Genomic DNA, 19,403 nt, shown 5'->3' on the forward strand with positions numbered 1-19,403 from the left:
TGCACCGCCGCCATCCCCACACCACCCGTAGCGGCATGGATCAACACCCGCTCGCCCGCCCTCAGACCGGCCAGCTCCACCAACCCGTACCAAGCGGTCAGGAACGCGGCGGGGGCGGCGGCCGCCTGCCGGGTGTCCCAGCCTGCCGGGACCGGCGCCAGCATGCGCGCGTCGGCGACGGCCCACGGACCGAAGGCGCCGTCCAGCATGCCCATCACGCGGTCACCCACCGACAGGCGGGTGACGCCCGGGCCGACCTCCGTCACCACGCCGGCCGCCTCGGTGCCCGGCAGCGCACCCGGGTCCGGGTACATGCCCAGGGCGATCAGGACGTCACGGAAATTGACCCCGGCCGTGTGGACGGCGATGCGGACCTGGCCCGGCTCCAACGGGCGCAGCGCTTCGTCGTCGCAGGCTTCCGCCGCGACGGCGTCCAGCGCCCCGGACTCGCCGCCCACGAGCCGCCACGCCCGCGCTCCGGCCGGCCCGGCCAGCTCGACGGGCTCGTCGGCCCGCGCCCACCTGGGGACGAGCAGCCGCCCGCCGCGCAGGGCGAGTTGGGGCTCGTCCGCCTCGGCGGCGGACCGGACCGCGTCCATGAGGGCGGATACGGAGGCTTGGTCGAGGGGCGGCGCGTCGGTGTCGAGGGGGGCGTCGGTGTCGAGGGGGGCGTCGGTGTCGAGGGGGGCGTCGGTGTCGAGGGGGGCGTCGGTGTCGAGGGGGGCGTCGGTGTCGAGGAGTACGAACCGGCCGGGGTTCTCCGACTGTGCGCTGCGTACCAGGCCCCATACGGCCGCGACGGCCGGATCAACCGTTTCTGCCGGGTCGACTGTCGCTGCTCGGTCGACTGTCGCTGCCGGGGCAGCCGCCGGGCCTCCTGTCGTGCTGCCCGTGTCCACCGCGCCCCGGGTCACGAAGGCCAGGCGCGTCTGTTCCAGACTCGGCGCGGCCAGGAAGTCCTGGATGACGCGCAACACCCGCCCGGTCAGGGCGAGTCCATCGCCGTCCGTGATGTCGCTGTGCACGGGGGCGAGGAGCACGGAGGGCGGGGCGGCGGTGTCGGCGAGCGCTCCGACGCCCGGGTGGCACGGGTAGCCCTCCAGGTCGATGCCCGGGCCGCCCGGTGCCGCGGCCAGTTCGCCGAGCACCGCACATCCGGAGAGGTCGTCGGCCGCACCGCGACCGTCCGCGGGGACCGGTACGGGACGGGGTTCGGGCGGTGGTTCGGGCAGCGGCGTCCACCGCAGCTCGTAGAGCCCGTCCGCACCGGCGCCCGCCGCGCCCCGCACCTGCCGGGCGCTCGTCGACCGCAACCGCAGCTCCGCCACGTCCACCACCGGGCCACCGGCGGGGTCGGTCACCGTCAGGGACACCGTCTCGTCGTCGCCCCCGCGCAGCCCGGCGAGCCGCACGCGCACGGTGGTGGCCTCACTGGCCCACAGCGAAACACCGCTCCAGCAGAAGGGCAGCAGCACCTGGCCGCCGAGCGCCTCCGCACCGGCGCCGGACCCTGCCCCTTCCCGGCTCCGCTGCGCGAGCAACGGGTGCAGGGCGGCATCCAGCAGCGCCGGGTGGATGCCGAAACCGGCCGGCGACCCGGCCTCCTCCGGCAGCTCGACCTCCGCCAGCAGCTCCTGGCCGTGCCGCCACATCGCGCGCAGCCCACGGAACGCCGGACCGTACTCGTAACCGGCGGCCGCGACACCCTCGTAGAAGCCGCCCACCTCCACCGGCTCGGCCCCCGCCGGAGGCCACTGCCCGGCCTGCCGCGCCGGACGCGCCACGGACTCGCGCCCGAGCTCACCGACGGCATGGCACACCCACACCGCCGAGGCGTCCTGCTCAGACCTCGAATACACATGTACGTCGCGACGACCGCTCTCACCATCGGCCGCCCCCACGACCACCTGAACCTGCACCCCACCCGACTCCGGCAGCACCAACGGCGCCTGCAGCGTCAACTCCCCAAGCGAGGAACAGCCCGCCTCATCAGCGGCCCGCAACACCCACTCCACCAACGCCGCACCCGGCACCAGAACCGTCCCCGCCACCACGTGCCCACCCAGCCAGCCACCGCGCTCGGCGGACACCCGGCCGTTCAGCACCACTCCCCCGTCGGCGAGGGCGACCGCGGTCGGCAACTGCGCGTGCCCCGACCCGGCCAAGTCCCAGCCGCTGTCCCGCTTCACGGTGTCGGCCAGCCAGTAGCGGCGGCGCTGGAAGGCGTAGGTGGGCAGGTCGATGGTGCGGGGGGTGGGGGCGGCCGGGAACCAGCGTCGCCAGTCGACCTCCGCGCCCGCCGCGAAGGCCTGGGCGGCGGCGCGGGTCAGCTGAGCGGTGTCGCCGTGATCGCGGCGCAGGGTGGGGACGACGGTGGCGGAGATGTCCGCCTGCTCGATGGTCTCCTCCATGCCCAGACCCAGCACCGGATGGGCGCTGGCCTCGATAAACAGACGGTAGCCGTCCGACAGCAGCGCCTCGATGGTGTCGGCGAAACGGACCTGCTGGCGGAGGTTCGTGACCCAGTACTCCGTGTCGAGGGCGGTCGTGTCCGTCAGGCGCTCGGCGGTCACCGTCGAGTAGAACGCCACATCTGTGTTCGTCGGCTGGATGTCGGCCAGGCGGTCCGTCAACAGATCATGGAGCTGGTCGATCTGGGGACCGTGGGAGGCGTACCCGACATCGATGACGCGGGCCCTGAGCCCTCGGGCCTCCGCATCGGCGACCACAGCGGCGACATCCTTCGGCGGCCCCGAAATGACCGTCGAGGATGGCCCGTTGACGGCCGCGACGACCACCCCCGGCCGGTCGTCGCCGATGAGTTCAGCGGCCAGCTCGGGCCCGGCGCTGAGGGATGCCATGTCGCCGTGTCCTTGCAGCTGGCGGAGCGCGTCACTGCGTACCGCCACGATCCGCGCGGCATCCTCCAACGACAGCGCGCCCGCGACGCACGCGGCGGCCATCTCGCCCTGCGAGTGCCCGATCACGGCGGCCGGAGTGATGCCGTAATCCGCCCACACGGCGGCCAGCGACACCATCACCGCCCACAGCACCGGCTGCACAACCTCAACGCGGGACAGCTCCGCCCCGTCCCCGCGCAGCACATCCGTCAGCGACCAGTCCACATACGCTGACAGCGCGCGCTCACACTCGCCGATCCGCGCCGCGAACACCGCCGACTCGTCCAGCAGCTGGGCACCCATGCCCACCCACTGCGACCCCTGCCCCGGAAACACCAACACCGGCCCAGGACCCACATCACCTGCCACCCCGGCCACCACACCCGCCGAAGCCTCACCCGCAGCCAACGCCCCCAGACCAGCAGTCAGCGCATCCCGGTCACACCCCACCACCACAGCCCGGTGCTCGAACACCGACCGCGTCGTGGTCAACGACCAGCCCACCTCGTTCGGCAGTGCGTCCGTGTCACCCGCCACGAACTCACCCAATCGACGCGCCTGTTCACGCAACGCTTCCGGCGTCCGCCCGGACACCACCCAGGGCACCACCCCACCCGACTCCGTGACCACGGGGTCGGGCACGGTGTCCTCGGGAGGTGCCTCCTCCAGGATCAGATGCGCGTTCGTCCCCGAGATGCCGAACGCCGAGACGCCCGCGCGCCGCGGGTGGCCGGTCTCGGGCCACGGGGTGGGTTCCGTGACGACCTCGACCGCGCCCGCGTCCCAGTCGACGTGCGGGCTCAGTTCCTCGACGTGGAGGGTGGCGGGGACCAGGCCGTTGCGGATCGCCATGACGGTCTTGATGACGCCGGCGACGCCCGCGGTGGCGTGGGTGTGGCCGATGTTGGACTTGAGGGAGCCGAGGAGGAGGGGTCGGGCGCGGTGCTGCCCGTAGGTGGCGAGCAGGGCTCCGGCCTCGATGGGGTCGCCCAGTTTCGTGCCCGTGCCGTGCGCCTCTACGGCGTCCACCTCGGCGGGGGTGAGGCGGGCGTTGTCGAGGGCGGCGCGGATGACCTGTTCCTGCGCGGCGTCGTTGGGGGCGGTCAGGCCGTTGCTCGCGCCGTCCTGGTTGACGGCCGAGCCGCGGATCACCGCGAGGACCTTGTGGCCGTTGCGGCGCGCGTCGGAGAGACGCTCCAGGAGGAGCAGGCCGATGCCCTCGGAGAAGCCGGTGCCGTCGGCCGCGGCGGCGAACGGCTTGCAGCGGCCGTCGGGAGCGAGGCCACGCTGGCGGCAGAACTCCGTGAACATCAACGGGCTCGACAGGACGAGCACCCCGCCCGCCAGGGCGAGGTCGCACTCGCGCTGGCGCAGCGCCTGACTTGCCAGGTGGATGGCGACGAGAGAGGCGGAGCAGGCCGTGTCGACGGTGACGGCCGGGCCTTCGAGGCCGTAGTTGTACGCGACCCGGCCCGAGATGACGCTGGTCAGGCTGCCGGTGGTGGCATGCCCCTCGAACCCCTCGGGGATGCGGGGCAGTTGGGACATGTAGTCCTCGCTGGACACCCCGGCGTAGACGCCGGTACGGCTGCCCTTGAGGGAGACGGGGTCGATGCCTGCACGCTCGAACAGCTCCCAGGACGTCTCCAGCATCAGCCGCTGCTGCGGGTCCATCGCCAGTGCTTCTCGCGGGCTGATGCCGAAGAAGTCGGCGTCGAAGGAGCCCGCGTCGTCCACGAACCCGCCGTGGCGGACATAGCTGGTGCCGTAGGCGGCCGGGTCCGGGTGGTAGAGCGCCTCCAGGTCCCAGCCCCGGTCAGTGGGAAAGTCCTCGATGGCGTCCTTGCCTGCGGCGACCAGGTCCCAGAGGTCCTCCGGAGAGGCCACGCCGCCCGGGAAGCGGCAGGCCATGCCGACCAGGGCCACCGGTTCCTGCCTGCGGTCCTCCTCCTGCACCAGGCGCCGACGCGTGTCATGGAGCTCGGTGGTCACCCTGCGCAGATATTCGACCAGTTGCTCTTCACTCGCCATGTGCGGTCACCCGGCCTTCGGAGTGGGGGTCACGCGCGAGGTGCCGTGCCCGACACCAAGCTCGTTGTCGATGAAGTCGAAGATCTGATCGGCGGACGCGGCCTTCAGCCGGTCGGCGGCGTCGTCGTTGCCGTCGCTGTCGCCGTTGCCGTCGTTCGCCGTGGCGCTCGTGGTCTTCCACCGTGTGAGGAGTGCTTCGAGCCGGGTGGTGATCCCATCCGTCTCTCCGTGGGGCAGCTGGGCGGCGAGCACGGAGAGGGTGTTCTCCATGCGGGCCAGGTCGCTCAGCACGGTGTCCGCGGCGGGGGTGAGTGCGGACGACACCGCCTCCGGTACCTGTCCCGCCGTAGGCGGCTGTCCCGGGGCCGTCCCGCCCCGGCTGGTCAGCCGCTCGCGGAGGTGTGCGGCGATCGCCGCGGGGGTCGGGTAGCGGAAGACGAGGGCGGTGGGCAGGCGCAGACCGGTGTCCTCCACGAGCCGATTGCGCAGCTCCACGGCGGTCAGCGAGTCCAGGCCGAGCTGCTTGAAGGTGGCGTTCCCGCGCAGCGCTTCCGGGTCGGTGCGGCCGAGGACCGCGGCGGCGTGGGTGCGTACGGCGTCGATGAGCAGGCGGAGTTGTTCGGGGGCGGACAGGACGGCGAGCCGGGCCGGCCAGTCCGTGGGGGGCTTGCGGTCGGCGGCGGTGCGCCGGGCCGGTGCGCCGGCCGCTGCTGCGGCGACGGCCAGCGCGCGCAGCGGCGCGGGCAGGCCGGCGGCGCCCTCGGCGGCCAGGGTACGCACGGCCAGGCGGGCCGCGAGCAGGGGCGAGCCGCCCCCGTGGGCGCGAGCGGCGTCGAGCAGCGCGGGGATCCGGCCGGGCGCCGTCTCCTTGATGCCGGGCCTCGGCGCGGTGGGCGGCCCGTAGGTGAGGGCCATGCCCGTCGGGCGCGACGACGCGAGTGCCGCGCCGAAGGCGTCGGCGCCCGCGGCGACCGCCGACCGCGCGATGCCCAGGTCGGCGCCCGCCGGGGACAGGACGGCGAACAGGTCCAGGGGAAGGTGGGCGGTCGCGGCGTGCAGGGCGGCGGTGACACCCGCACTCGACGACCATGCCTCGGCGAACGAGTCGCTCGTCGAGCCGTTCGCCGAGTCGTTCGTCGAGTCGTTCGTCGAATCGCCGGGATCGTTCGTGTCTACGGCTCCGGTGGCGTGGATGACTCCCGTAAGGGGATGGTCCCCGTCGATGGCGGCGACCGCTTCGGCGAGGGCCGTCGAGTCCGCCGGATCGACGGTGCTCAGGTCCACGGTGGCGCCGAGACCCCGCAACTCCTCCCCCACTTCGGCCAGTTCACCGTCTCTGGACAGGAGGAGCAGATGCCTGCACTGCCCGGTGCGTACGAGGTGTTCGGCGAGGTCCGCCACCGGGGCGCCGGCCGACCCTGTGAGCAGTACGGTGCCGTCCGGGTCGAGCTGCCGCACTTCGAGCGGTCGCGCCTCGTCGGTGGGGGTCGCGTCCCGGAGCGCGGTGAGGCGGGGCACCAGGACGCGGCCCGCGCGCAGGGCGAGTTGTGGTTCGTCAGCGCCGAGAGCCGTAACCACGGCCTGTTCGAGAAGCCTGTCACCGGCTCCGGCTCCGGCCCCGTCCCCTGTGTCCGTGTCGACGAGGAGGATGCGGCCGGGGTGCCTGACCTGCGCCTGCTGGACCAGTCCCCGTACCGCCGCGGCGGCCGGGGCAGGAAGGAGCCCGTCACCCGTGGCGACCGCGCCGGACGTGATCACCACCAGACGAGCGTCGGCGAAGCGCGTGTCCGCGAGCCACCGTTCGAGGAGCGCATCGGTCCGCCGAACCGCGCTCAACGCGTCGGCGGCGCCGTCGACGGCCCCGTCGCCCGCCCCAGTAGGGGCGGCAGCCAGGGTGGCGAGAACGACAGGCGGCACCGAAGCCCCACCCTGCACGGCCACACCCAGAGCATCCAGATCCTCGTACCAGCGCTCCACCCGCTCAGTGCGCTCCACGCGTTCCGTGCGCTCCGCGCGTTCCCTGCGCTCTCCCAGACCGACCCAGCCCGAGGGCTCGACGCTCTCCCCCGTCGACACCGGCACGGGCACCGGCACCCACTCCAGCGCGTACAGACCGGACCCCCGCTCCCCCGGGGTCCGCAGCTCGCGGCGTCCCGCCGCCACGGCGACCAGGGCCTCGCAGGTCAGTACCTCCGCGCCGGTCGGGTCGCTCACGCCGACCCGCCATGCCCGCCCGTCCGGGGACGCGCCGGAGCCGTCGTCCAGCGGAGTGAGACGGACGCGTACAGACGTGGCACCGGTGGCCCACAGGGTCACTCCGGTCAGTGTGAACGGCAGCCACACCTTGTCCTGGTCCTGGTTCTGGTCCTGGTCCTTGTCATGGCCCTTCCCGTCCTCCTCAGCCGGCCGCTCGCCGAGGAGTGCGGGGTGCAGTGCGGCGTCGAGGAGCGCCGGGTGGATGCCGAACCCGGCCGGTTCCGGGGCTTCTTGCGGCAGCACCGCCTCGGCGAACAGTTCACCGCCCCGCCGCCACAGGGCGCGCAGCCCCGTGAAGACCGGTCCGTAGCCGACGCCGGTCGCGGCGGCCCGTTCGTAGAAGTCGCCGAGGTCGACGGGCTCGGCGCCGGGCGGCGGCCAGACCGTGTCCGGGGAGTCCGGCGCGGCCGTGCCGGTGGGCTCGGCGACCAGGCGGCCGTCGGCGTGGCAGGTCCAAGGCACGTCGGCGCCGTCGGGGGCGCCCTCGTCCTCGGAAGCGCCCTCGCCGTCAGGGCGGGCGTAGACGTGGAAGTCGCGGTGTCCGTCCTGCGCGTCGGCCGGTCCGACCACGATCTGCACCTGCACGCCCGCGGTCTCGGGCAGCACCAGCGGGGCGCGCAGCGTGAGGTCGTCGACGCGCGGGCAGCCGGCCTCGTCGGCGGCGCGCAGCGCCCATTCCGCGAGGACGGATGCGGGTACGACCGCGGCGTCGAAGAGGGTGTGCTGGGCGAGCCAGGGGTGGCTGTGCCTGCTGATGCGGCCGGTGAGCAGGCGGATGTCGCCGTCCGCGATCTCGGTGGCCGCTCCGAGGAGGGGGTGCCCCGCCGCGGTGAGGCCCAGGCCGGCCGCGTCCTGGGTGCCGGCGGGGGCCTCCAGCCAGTACCTGCGACGCTGGAAGGCGTACGTGGGCAGCTCCACGGTGGACGTACCGGTGGCCGGGAACCAGTTCTCCCACCTGACGGCGCACCCGGCGCCGAAGGCCTGTGCCAGCGAGCGGGCCAGGCGTTCCCGGCCGCCGTCCTCGCGCCGCAGCGTGGGGACGGTGACGGCGTCGGCCCCGGCTTCCTCGAAGGTTTCCTGGAGGCCGAGGGTGAGGACGGGGTGGCTGCTGGCCTCGATGAAGACCCGGTGGCCGTCGGCGAGGAGCGCGGTGACGGCGTCGGCGAACCGGACCGGGCGGCGCAGGTTGGTGACCCAGTAGTCGGTGTCGAGGCCCGCCGTGTCGACGCGGGTTCCGGTCACGGCCGAGTAGAACGCCACCGGGGCCGGGACGGGGCGGACGCCCGCCAGGGTGTGGGTCAGTTCGTCGGTGATGGCGTCGACCTGGGGGCTGTGCGAGGCGTAGTCCACGTCGATGACGCGGCCGCGCAGCTCGCGCGCCTCGGCGTCGGCGACGACGGCGGCGACTTGCTCGGGCGGGCCCGAAATGACGGTCGAGGACGGGCCGTTGACGGCGGCGATGCCCACTCCGGGGTGTCCTGCGACGAGTTCGGCGGCCTGCTCCTGGCCCACCCCGAGGGAAGCCATGGCGCCCCCGCCCGAGAGCTGACGCAGCGCCCGGCTGCGCAGGGCCACGATCTTGGCGCCGTCCTCCAGGGTGAGCGCGCCGGCGACGACCGCCGCGGCGATCTCTCCCTGGGAGTGCCCGACGACGGCGGCCGGGGTGACGCCGTGGTCCGCCCACTCAGCTGCGAGCGAGACCATCACCGCCCACAGCGCGGGCTGGACGACGTCGACCCGCGACAGTTCCCGTCCGTCCCCGCGCAGGACCTCCGTCAGCGACCAGTCCACGTACGCCGACAGCGCCCGCTCGCACTCCGCGATCCGCGCCGCGAACACCGCCGATTCGGTGAGCAGTTGGGCGCCCATGCCGACCCACTGCGAGCCCTGCCCGGGAAACACCAGTACCGGCCCGGGACCGACATCGCCCGCGACCCCGCTCACGACGTCCGGCGACGCCTCGCCCGCGGCCAGGGCGTCGAGGCCGGCGATGAGCTCGTCGCGGTCACGGCCCACGACCACGGCCCGGTGCTCGAACACCGCCCGCGTGGTGACCAGCGACCGGCCCACCCCGGCCACAGAGGCGGCGGCCGGGTTGCCAGTCACCAACTCGTGCAAGCGGCGGGCCTGTTCGCGCAGCGCCGCTCCGGTCCGCCCGGAGACCACCCAGGGCAGCACCGCACCGTCCACGTGCCCGGCGTCGGCGGCTCCCGTCACGTCCCCGTCCTGCCGCACCTCTTCCTGCCCCGCCTCTTCGAGCACCAGGTGCGCGTTCGTGCCGGAGATGCCGAAGGACGACACCGCGGCGCGGCGCGGACGGTCGCCGCGCGGCCAGACGACCGGCTCGGTGAGCAGCCGTACCGCGCCGGTGGACCAGTCCACGTGGCCGCTCGGCTCGTCGACGTGCAGGGTGGCGGGGAGCAGGTCGTGGCGCATCGCCATCACCATCTTGATGACGCCCGCGACACCCGCGGCGGCCTGCGTGTGACCGATGTTCGACTTCACCGAGCCGAGCCACAACGGCCGTTCGTCGGAGCGCCCTTGGCCGTACGTGGCGAGCAGGGCCTGCGCCTCGATCGGGTCGCCGAGCGTGGTGCCGGTACCGTGCGCCTCCACCACGTCGACCTCGTCCGCGGCGAGCCGGGCGGCCGCGAGCGCGGCACGGATGACGCGTTGCTGCGAGGGGCCGTTGGGTGCAGTGAGACCGTTGCTCGCACCGTCCTGGTTGATCGCCGAACCCCGGATCACCGCGAGGACTTCGTGGCCCTTGCGCCGCGCCTCCGAGAGCCGTTCGAGGAGGACAAGGCCCACGCCCTCGGCCCAGCCCGTGCCGTCGGCGCCCGCCGCGAACGGCTTGCAGCGGCCGTCGGGGGCCAGGCCCCGCTGGCGCGAGAACTCGGTGAACATGCCCGGCGTGGCCAGGACCGTGGCGCCTCCGGCGAGGGCCAGGTCGCACTCGCCGCGCCGCAGCGCCTGCGCCGCGAGGTGGAGCGTGACCAGCGACGACGAGCAGGCCGTGTCGACCGTCAGGGCGGGCCCCTCCAGGCCGAAGTTGAACGACAGGCGGCCCGAGGCCACGCTCGGCGTGCTGCCGGTCAGCAGATAGCCGTCGGTGGCCTGGGACGGCTCGTGCAGGCGGGGGCCGTAGTCCTGCCCCGTCATGCCGACGAACACGCCGGTGGGGCTGCCCTTGAGCGCCCGCGGGTCCAGGCCCGCGCGTTCGAAGGCCTCCCAGGCGCATTCGAGGAGCAGCCGCTGCTGCGGGTCGACGGCCAGGGCCTCGCGCGGGCTGATGTCGAAGAACTCGGCGTCGAAGTCGGCGGCGTCGTAGAGGAATCCGCCCTGCCGGGTGCAGCTGGTGCCCGACCGGTCGGTGTCGGGGTGGAACAGGCGCGCCAGGTCCCAGCCGCGGTCGGCGGGAAAGTCGCCGATCGCGTCGGCGCCGTCCGCGACCAGCCGCCACAGGTCCTCCGGCGAGCCCGCGCCGCCGGGGTACCGGCAGCTCATGGCCACGATGGCGATCGGGTCCCCGTCCGTGCCGAGGTCGCCGCCCGTGCCCAGGTCGCCCGTGGCGGACGCGGAGGCGGCCGGGGCGGCCGTACCGGTGAGCTCCGCGCGCAGGTGCGCGGCGACGGCCAGGGGGGTGGGGTGGTCGAAGGTGAGGGTGGCGGGCAACGGCAGGCCCGTCTCCGTACCGAGCCGTTCGCTCAGCTCGGCGGCGGCCATCGAGTCGAAGCCCAGCTGTTTGAAGGTGCGGGCGGCTCGGATCGTGCCCGATTCGGCGCCGAGCACCACGGCCGCGTGCTTGGCGACCAGCCCGATGAGGACCCGCTCCTGGTCATGCACGGACCGCCCGGCGAGCCGCCCTTCGGGCCCGCCCCACTCGTGCGTCCCCTCCTCCCGCTCATGCCGTGTCCGCTCCGGGGGCTCCGGCTGCCCGGCGTCCGGCGTCTCGGGCGCGGCCGCCGCGTCCTCTCGCGCAACGGGGTGCTGTTCGGTGACGGCAGGCCAGTGGCGTTCGCGCTGGAAGGGGTACGTGGGGAGAGGGAGGCGGCGCGTGGCGTTGTCGCGGGCACCGTAGGCCGGGGTGAAGTCGACGTCGGCGCCGCGGACGTACGCCTGGGCCAGGGACGTCAGGAACGTGGTCACCTCGTCGCGGCCGCGGCGGCACGTGGCGACGGCGGCGGGACGCGGTCGGCTCCCGTCCGCGGAGGGGGCCCCGGGCGCGGGGAAGCACTCGCGGGCCATCGCGGACAGCGGTGCGTCCGGGCCGAGTTCGACGAACGTGGTCACCCCGCGCTCGCACAGCCCCCGCACCCCGGACAGGAACCGCACGGGCTCGCGCGCGTGCCGCGCCCAGTACTCGGGGTCGCCATGGCCGGCGCCGCTCCCGGTCGTGGTCACGAGTTCGCCGGTGACGTTGGAGACGACGGGGATGGCCGGCTCGTGGAAGGTCAGGCCGGCGGCGACCGTGCACAGCTCGTCGAGGATGGAGTCCATGTGCGGTGAGTGGAAGGCGTGGCTGACCTTCAGGCGGTGGGCCTTGCGGCCGCGTGCCCGCCAGGCGGCGGTCAGTTCGTCGACGGTGGCGCGGTCGCCGGAGACGACCACGGAGTCGGGGCCGTTCACGGCGGCCACGGTCGCGTGCCGCTCGTGCCCGGCGAGCTGTTCGGCCGCCTCGTCCGCCGTGGCCTGCCACGCCGCCATCGCGCCGGGCGCACGGACCGCCTGCATGAGCCGTCCCCGCGCGGCCACCAGAGCGCTCGCGTCCGGCAGCGAGAGGACACCGGCGACGTGCGCGGCGGTGATCTCGCCGACCGAGTGGCCTAGGACGTAATCCGGTTCCAGGCCGAAGGAGACCGCAAGGCGGTACAGGCTCGTCTCGAACGCGAAGAGCGCGGGCTGCGTGTAGGCGGTCCGGTCGAGGAGTGCCGGCTGTTCGGCGTCCTCGCCAAGGACGATCTCGCGCAGCGGGCGGTCCAGATGCACGTCAAGGGCGGCGAACGCCTCGTCGAGGGCGTCGGCGAAGACGGGGAACGCGGCGTACAACTCCCGGCCCATTCCAGGGCGTTGGGCGCCCTGCCCGCTGAAGAGAAAGGCCGTCCCGCCCTCGGTGTACGCCTCGCCGCGCACCACGGACGCGGTTTCCGAGCCCTCGGCCAGCGCGGTCAGGGAGCCGAGTAGTTCGGCGGTGTCGCCGCCGAGCAGGACCGCGCGGTGGGCGAGGGGCGCACGGGTGGTGGCCAGCGCGTGGCCGACCCGCGCGGCGTCGGGGGCGGGGCGGTGGTCGGTGAGGTGGGTCCGCAGGCGGTCGGCCTGTGCGCGCAGCGCGGCAGCGCTGTGAGCGCTGACGGGCCACGGCGTCGGCACCACCACCGGCGCAGGCACGGCAACCGGCTCAGGCATCATCACCGACTGAGGCACCGCACCCGGTTCAGACACCTCACCCGGCTCGGACACCGCAACCGGATCCGGCGCCGCCGCCACGACCAGGTGACCGTTCGTGCCGCCCATGCCGAAGGACGACACCCCGGCGATCAGGGGCTGTTCGGGGCGCGGCCAGTCGGCCAGGTCCTGCTGGACGGTCAGGCCGAGGTCGTCGAGCGGGATGGCCGGGTTGGGGGTGGTGAAGTTCAGGCTCGGTGCAAGCCGCCGGTGGTGGATGCTCAGGGCGGTCTTGAGCAGTCCGACGATCCCGGCGGCGGCTTCGAGGTGGCCGACGTTGGTCTTGGCGGAGCCGACGGCCAGCGGCCCGGTGCGCGCGGCGTCCTGCCCGAGGGCGGCGCCGAGCGCGGCGGCCTCGACCGGGTCCCCGACGGGCGTGCCGGTGCCGTGCAGTTCGACGTACTGCACCTGGTCCGGCGTGACCCGGGCGCGGCGGCAGGCGAGGCGCACCACGTCCTGCTGCGCCTGCCCGCTGGGCAGGGTGATCCCGTCGGTCGTACCGTCGCTGTTGACGGCGCTCCCCCGGATCACGCAGTACACCGTGTCGCCGTCGCGCCGTGCCGCCGCGAGGGGCTTGAGCACCACGAGGCCGCCGCCCTCGCCGCGGACGAAACCGTCGGCGCGGGCGTCGAAGGTGTGGCAGCGGCCGGCGGCCGAGAGACCGCCGAAGCGGGCCGCGGCCAGCTCGGTGGTGCGCGGCGAGCAGATGAGGTTGACGCCGCCCGCGAAGGCGATGTCGGAGTCGCCGCTCCGGATGCTCTCGCAGGCCAGGTGCACGGCGACGAGCGAGGAGGACTGCGCGGTGTCGACGGTGAGGCTCGGTCCCGCCAGGTGGTACGCGTACGAGATGCGGTTGGCCAGGATGCTGCGGTGCACGCCGGTCATGGTGTGCCGGGTGACGGCGCCCGGCGCCCGCAGGTTCAGGACGTCGGTGTAGTCGTCCCAGAACGCGCCGACGAAGACGCCGGTGCGGCTGCGGGCCAGGGTGGGCGGCCGGATGCCCGCGTCCTCCAGCGCCTCCCAGCTCAGTTCGAGGAGCAGCCGCTGCTGGGGGTCCATCGCCACGGCCTCGCGCGGGCTGATGTGGAAGAAGTCCGCGTCGAAGCCGTCGATCCGGTCCAGGTAGCCGCCCGGCCCGTGGAGTCCCGAATCGGCTCGCCGTCGTTCGGGCGGTGCGGTGCTCACCGCGCTGCGCCCCTCGCTCAGTAGCCGCCAGAACGCGGCGGGGTCAGGTGCTCCGGGCAGGCGGCAGGCCATCCCGACGACGGCGACCGGGTCGGGGCCGGCGCTCGGTCCCGAGGGGGACGCGGACGCGGACGCGGCCATCACGTCAGCTGCGGTCGGGCGATGGACGACTGGCTGCCACAAAACATCAACGGCGCTCCCGGTCCGAAATCGGAGATCGCTACGAGTACCGGGCTCATCGTGGGCGGGCCGTCTAAAGGCGAACCAAACCCCGGCTAGCCGTCCGCCGCTTTAGCCGGGCGCTATGGGCCGCGGCCAGCATCGAGGCTGTCGGGGCAGCGGGCACGACGGCGCCCGCGGAGCGACGCGAGGAGAGGGAGAGCGATGGACAGGGGCACGGCGGCGCGGGCACCACGGTTCGATGCGGCGACGGGGAACGGGGTGTGGTTGCGGCGGTACCACGATGCCGCCGGGGCGCCGGTGCGGCTGGTCTGCTTTCCGTTCGCGGGCGGTTCGGCCAGCTACTACTTCGGGCTCTCCGGCCTGCTCGCGCCCGGCGTCGAGGTGCTCGCCGTGCAGTATCCGGGGCGGCAGGACCGGCACGCGGAGCCGTGCCTGGAGTCGGTGGCCGAGCTCGCCGACGGCGTCGTGCGCCACCTGCCGTGCGACGGGAAGCCGTTCGCGCTGTTCGGGCACAGCCTGGGCGCCATCGTGGCGTTCGAGGTGGCGCGGCGGCTGCGGGAGCCGGCCACCGGTCCCGGTCTGCCGGTGCACCTGTTCGCTTCCGGGGGGCTCGCGCGGCCCTACCGTCCCGCGGGACGTGCGGGGGCGATCGGGGACGCGGACATCCTGGCCCATCTGCGGGCGATGGGCGGCACCGACGAGCGGTTCTTCCGCAGTCCCGAGCTGCAGGACCTGATCCTGCCCGCGCTGCGGGCCGACTACCGGGCCGTGGCCTCGTACGAGGCGCCGGGCCCCGGCCGTCTGGACTGTCCGATCACCGCGCTGATCGGGGACGCCGACGAACGGACGTCGCCGGAGCAGGCCGCCACGTGGCGGGAGCGGACCGGCGCGGCCTTCGATCTGCGGGTGCTGCCCGGCGGGCACTTCTACCTCGACAGCTGCCAGGAGCGGGTGGCGGCCGTCATATCCGAGGCACTCACGGCGGGGCCGGGCGCCTGACGGGAGCCACCGAAAGGGGGCGGACGGACCCCTGGCGTGCTCCGTCGAGGGAAGCCGGAGCACGCCAGGTTGGACCGGACGCGGCAGCCGGGGGAACAGTGGCCGCGTGCGGTCGTCTCTCTTCCGTTGACCCCGCGCCCCGCGGGGGAATCCGGGGCGCGGGGGTCGTACGCGACGGCCTGGGGCGCCGCGTACGACGTCTGGTGCGGCGGGCTCCGTCGGTTGCCGGGTGCCCGCCCCCGCGGTCAGGGCCGCAGGTCTTCCAGGTAGCGGAGCGCCTCGTCCAGCGTGGTCGCGAAGTCCATGTCCGGATCGTTGGCCCAGTCCATCGAGACCTGGAGCATCACTCCGAACACCGCTCCGGTGTAGGCGCGGACCGCGGGGTCCCGCGGGTCGCGGCCCGCCCGTTTGGCCACCTGTTCGCTCATGACCTGCATGGTCTGGCCGATGTTGCCGAGGCTGGCGCCCCAGAGCTCCGGCTCCGAGAGAATGAGCACGAACCGTTCGCGCTGCAGGGCCAGTTCCTGCTCGCTGATGTCCTGCAGCATCGAGCGGATGGCCTGCCGTTCGGCCTGGATCGGCGTCAGGTCGGGCGACTGGGCCTGGACCATCATCGCGAAGGGCAGATCGTAGTCGTGCGAGAAGACCAGGTCCTGCTTGGTCGCGAAGTAGCGGAAGACGGTGCTCGGAGCGACCTCGGCGGCTTCGGCGATCTGCTCGATGGTCGTCGCGGTGTAGCCCTGTTCCCTGAACAAGCGCACCGCCTCCCGCTGAATCGCGGCCTTCGTACGGGCCTTCTTGCGTTCTCTCAGTCCAGGCACTGTTTTGCCCTGGTCAGACTGCGTCTGCGGCTTCATGCTCAGATTCTGCGGTCTTGGCGGTGCTCTGACCAACATGGCGGGGCAGCCACACCACCGCCAGGAGCACGCCGAGCAGCCCCAGGCCGCCGGAGACCACGAGCACCACGTCCAGGGCGTGGACGTACGCGGAACGCACCGAGTCGGCCAGTCCGTTGGACTTGATCGCCCTGGCCACCGCGAGGCCGCCGAAGACGGAGTCCTTCACCGCGCCGTGCGCCTGCTCGGGCACTCCGTCGAGGTCGAGCTTGCCGCGGTACCCGGAGTTGAGGATGGAGCCGAGGATGGCCGCGCCGAAGCTGCCGCCGAGGGTACGGATGGACTGGTTGACGCCCGATCCGACGCCGGCGGAGTCCTCGGAGAGCGCGCCGAGGGCGGCGTCCATGGCGGTGGGCAGGGCGATGCCGAGGCCGAGGCCGTAGGCCGCGGTCCAGGCGGCCGCCAGGCCGGTGCCGCTGCTGACGTCCGTGGTGGCGCCGTAGAACAGGGCGGCGGCGAGGAGGGCGAAGCCGATGCCGACCGCGGTCTTCGGGCCGAGGGCCTTGGCGACCTTGTTGGCGACCGTCACACCCACGAGCAGACCGCCGACCATCGGGAGCAGCCGGAAGCCGCTGCCCATCGCGTCGGTGCCGAGGACTGCCTGGTAGTACTGCGGCATCGTGAAGAGCACGCCGAACATCGTGAAGTTGATGACGGTGCCGAGCATGGTGCCCGAGGTGAACCGGGCCGAGCGGAACAGCGAGAGGTCGACCAGCGGGTCCGCCACCCGCTTCTCCCACATCACGAACAGTACGAGGGCGAGCACACCGCCGATGCACGGCACCAGCGTGGTGACGTCCGTCCAGCCCTTCTCGCCGCCCTGGATCACGCCGTACGTCAGCGCGGCCAGACCGACGCTGGAGAACACCAGGCCGCCGATGTCGAACGGCTTGGCCTCCTTGGCCTTGGACTCGGGCAGCCAGGCGGACACCGCCATGAAGGCGAGGATCACCACCGGCACGTTGATGAGGAAGACGGAGCCCCACCAGAAGTGGTTGAGCAGGTAGCCGCCGAGGATCGGGCCGAGCGGATAGGCGAGCATCGCCGCACCGGCCACCGCTCCGATGGCCTTCGGCCGCTCCTCGTCGGAGAACATGACCGGCAGCAGCGACAGCGTCGTCGGCATGATCAGCGCGGCGCCGAGGCCGAGCACGGCACGCGCGCCGATGAAGGCGCCGGACGTCGTTGCGTACGCACAGGCCAGCGAGGCGATGCCGAAGATCACCAGGGCGGTGAGCAGGACCTTCTTGCGTCCGAACCGGTCGCCGAGCATGCCGGCCGGGATCATTCCGGCCGCGAACACCAGCGTGTACGACGTCACGAACCACTGCAGCTCGACGTTGTTCGCGCCGAGGTCGTCGGCCATGGCCGGCAAGGCCAGGCTCAGGATCGTCACATCGAAGCCCACGACCATCGAGGCGAGTACGAGAGCCCCGACGGCCCACCACCGCCGCGCACCCAGATCAGCAGACACGGGAGTCGACCTCCTAAAGAGAGCTCAATATCTAGTGGGAGCGTACTCTCATTTTTTTCGGAGGGGTACCACCCGTTCCGTATGGAACGCGTCAAGACGGTCCCGTGCCGCTGGCTGCGGGCTCCCCCTAGGGGCGGTCCAGGCGCGCCCGTAGGGGCTTTTGAGGGGCGGGGGTGGGGTTGTGGCGCCCGCCGCCGCGCCATGACGCTGAAGCCGTGACGAAGAACGCGACGACCAAGAAGCCCCCGACGGTGAACAAGACCGTCGCCCCCGAGCCCAGCGACATCGGCCACTACTACGACCACAAGGTCTTCGACCTGATGACTCAGCTCGGAGACGGCAACCTGCACTACGGCTACTGGTTCGACGGCGGCGAGCAGCAGGCCACGTTCGACGAGGCCATGGTCCAGATGACCGACGAGATGATCCGCCGCCTCGACCCCGCCCCCGGCGACCGCGTCCTCGACATCGGCTGCGGCAACGGCACCCCGGCCATGCAGCTGGCCCGCGCCCGCGACATCGAGGTGGTCGGCATCTCCGTCAGCGCCCGCCAGGTCGAGCGCGGCAACCGCCGGGCGCGCGAGGCCGGCCTCGCCGACCGCGTCCGCTTCGAGCAGGTCGACGCCATGAACCTGCCGTTCGACGACGGCTCCTTCGACCACTGCTGGGCCCTGGAATCCATGCTCCACATGCCGGACAAGCAGCAGGTCCTCACCGAGGCCCACCGCGTCGTGAAGCCCGGCGCACGGATGCCGATCGCCGACATGGTCTACCTCAACCCCGACCCCAGCCGGCCCCGCACCGCCACTGTCAGCGACACCACGATCTACGCCGCGCTCACCGACATCGGGGACTACCCCGACATCTTCCGCGCCGCCGGCTGGACGGTCCTCGAACTGACCGACATCACCCGCGAGACCGCCAAGACCTACGACGGCTACGTCGAGTGGATCCGCGCCCACCGGGACGAGTACGTCGACATCATCGGCGTAGAGGGATACGAGCTGTTCCTGCACAACCAGGCGGCCCTCGGCAAGATGCCCGAACTCGGCTACATCTTCGCGACCGCGCAGCGCCCCTAGGGCCCTCTGTGAAGAACCTCCGCGTTCCCGTGTCGCAGACCGTCTCCCTCAATGTCAGGCACCGGCCCGCGGACGGGCCGGGAGCCACGGGCCGTCCGTTCCTGCTGCTGCACGGCATGCTCTCGAACGCCCGGATGTGGGACGAGGTCGCCGCCCGTCTCGCCGCCGCCGGACACCCGGTGTACGCCGTCGACCACCGCGGCCACGGCGAGTCGGACGCCCCGCCCGACGGGTACGACAACGCGACGGTCGTCACGGACCTGGTGGCGGCCGTCACCGCCCTCGACCTGCCCGGCGCGCTGGTCGCCGGGCACTCCTGGGGCGCGCACCTCGCGCTGCGCCTGGCGGCCGAACACCCGGACCTGGTGTCCGGTCTCGCCCTGATCGACGGCGGCTGGTACGAGTTCGACGGACCGGTGATGCGCGCCTTCTGGGAGCGCACGGCCGACGTGGTCCGGCGCGCCCAGCAGGGCACCACCAGCGCCGCCGACATGCGCGCCTATCTGCGGGCCACGCACCCCGACTGGTCGCCCACGTCCATCGAGGCACGCCTGGCGGACTACCGCGTCGGGCCGGACGGCCTGCTCATCCCCCGCCTGAGCTCGACGCAGGTCATGTCGATCGTCGCGGGCCTGCAGCGGGAGGCGCCCGCCGACTGGTACCCCAGGATCACCGTGCCCGTGCGGCTGCTGCCCCTCATCCCCGCCATCCCCCAGCTGTCCGACCAGGTGCGGGCCTGGGTGGCCGCCGCCGAGGCGGCCCTGGACCAGGTGAGCGTGCGCTGGTACCCGGGCTCCGACCACGATCTGCACGCCGGCGCACCCGACGAGATCGCCGCCGACCTCCTGCTCCTTGCCCGTTCGTGCGAGGCGAGGACCGGCGGCAAGGCGGGAGTTAGACCCGCTTAAGCAGCCGCGGCGACCCTGGCACCGACAGCGTGCGGCTCCTGCCT

General features: G+C 73.2%; 7 protein-coding genes. 3 read left to right on the forward strand and 4 right to left on the reverse strand.

The annotated features are described in order from the left end of the window. Together AB0H82_RS30405 and AB0H82_RS30410 are read right to left on the reverse strand one after the other, a co-directional pair. On the reverse strand, positions 1-4,931 hold a 4,931-nt coding region (locus tag AB0H82_RS30405; protein ID WP_362998369.1), incomplete at its 3' end, for an acyltransferase domain-containing protein. A 6-nt stretch (positions 4,932-4,937) separates the two neighbouring features. Next, positions 4,938-13,958, reverse strand: a complete 9,021-nt coding sequence (locus tag AB0H82_RS30410) for a beta-ketoacyl synthase N-terminal-like domain-containing protein (RefSeq protein WP_362998488.1) — start codon at positions 13,956-13,958, stop codon at positions 4,938-4,940. A gap of 243 nt (positions 13,959-14,201) precedes the next feature. On the opposite strand from AB0H82_RS30410, the gene AB0H82_RS30415 reads away from it, so the two are divergent. Further along, complete coding sequence (locus AB0H82_RS30415; RefSeq protein ID WP_362998371.1) at positions 14,202-14,999, forward strand: alpha/beta fold hydrolase; 798 nt, start codon at positions 14,202-14,204, stop codon at positions 14,997-14,999. A 245-nt stretch (positions 15,000-15,244) separates the two neighbouring features. Here the strand turns inward: AB0H82_RS30415 and AB0H82_RS30420 are convergent, their stop codons facing one another. Beyond that, on the reverse strand, positions 15,245-15,820 hold the full coding sequence (locus AB0H82_RS30420) for a TetR family transcriptional regulator (RefSeq protein ID WP_362998373.1): 576 nt from the start codon (positions 15,818-15,820) through the stop codon (positions 15,245-15,247). A 13-nt stretch (positions 15,821-15,833) separates the two neighbouring features. Continuing rightward, positions 15,834-17,369: a DHA2 family efflux MFS transporter permease subunit gene (locus AB0H82_RS30425; protein WP_362998375.1), complete on the reverse strand. Its 1,536-nt coding sequence runs from the start codon at positions 17,367-17,369 to the stop codon at positions 15,834-15,836. Between the two features lie 215 nt (positions 17,370-17,584). On the opposite strand from AB0H82_RS30425, the gene AB0H82_RS30430 reads away from it, so the two are divergent. Continuing rightward, a complete protein-coding gene (locus tag AB0H82_RS30430; RefSeq protein ID WP_362998377.1) occupies positions 17,585-18,451 on the forward strand; it encodes a methyltransferase domain-containing protein in 867 nt (288 codons plus the stop codon). Between the two features lie 29 nt (positions 18,452-18,480). Then, positions 18,481-19,359, forward strand: coding sequence for an alpha/beta fold hydrolase (locus AB0H82_RS30435; RefSeq protein WP_362998379.1), 879 nt, complete (start codon positions 18,481-18,483; stop codon positions 19,357-19,359). Positions 19,360-19,403: the final 44 nt, after the last annotated feature.

Origin of the sequence: Streptomyces sp. NPDC050732, assembly GCF_040654255.1 — a bacterium.
In the GTDB taxonomy this organism is placed as follows: Bacteria; Actinomycetota; Actinomycetes; order Streptomycetales; family Streptomycetaceae; genus Streptomyces.

Excerpts from the sequence above, each read along its gene's own strand:
- AB0H82_RS30410 (WP_362998488.1), bottom strand. The coding sequence starts at position 13,958 with ATGGCCGCGTCCGCGTCCGCGTCCCCCTCGGGACCGAGCGCCGGCCCC.
- AB0H82_RS30415 (WP_362998371.1), top strand. The coding sequence starts at position 14,202 with ATGGACAGGGGCACGGCGGCGCGGGCACCACGGTTCGATGCGGCGACG.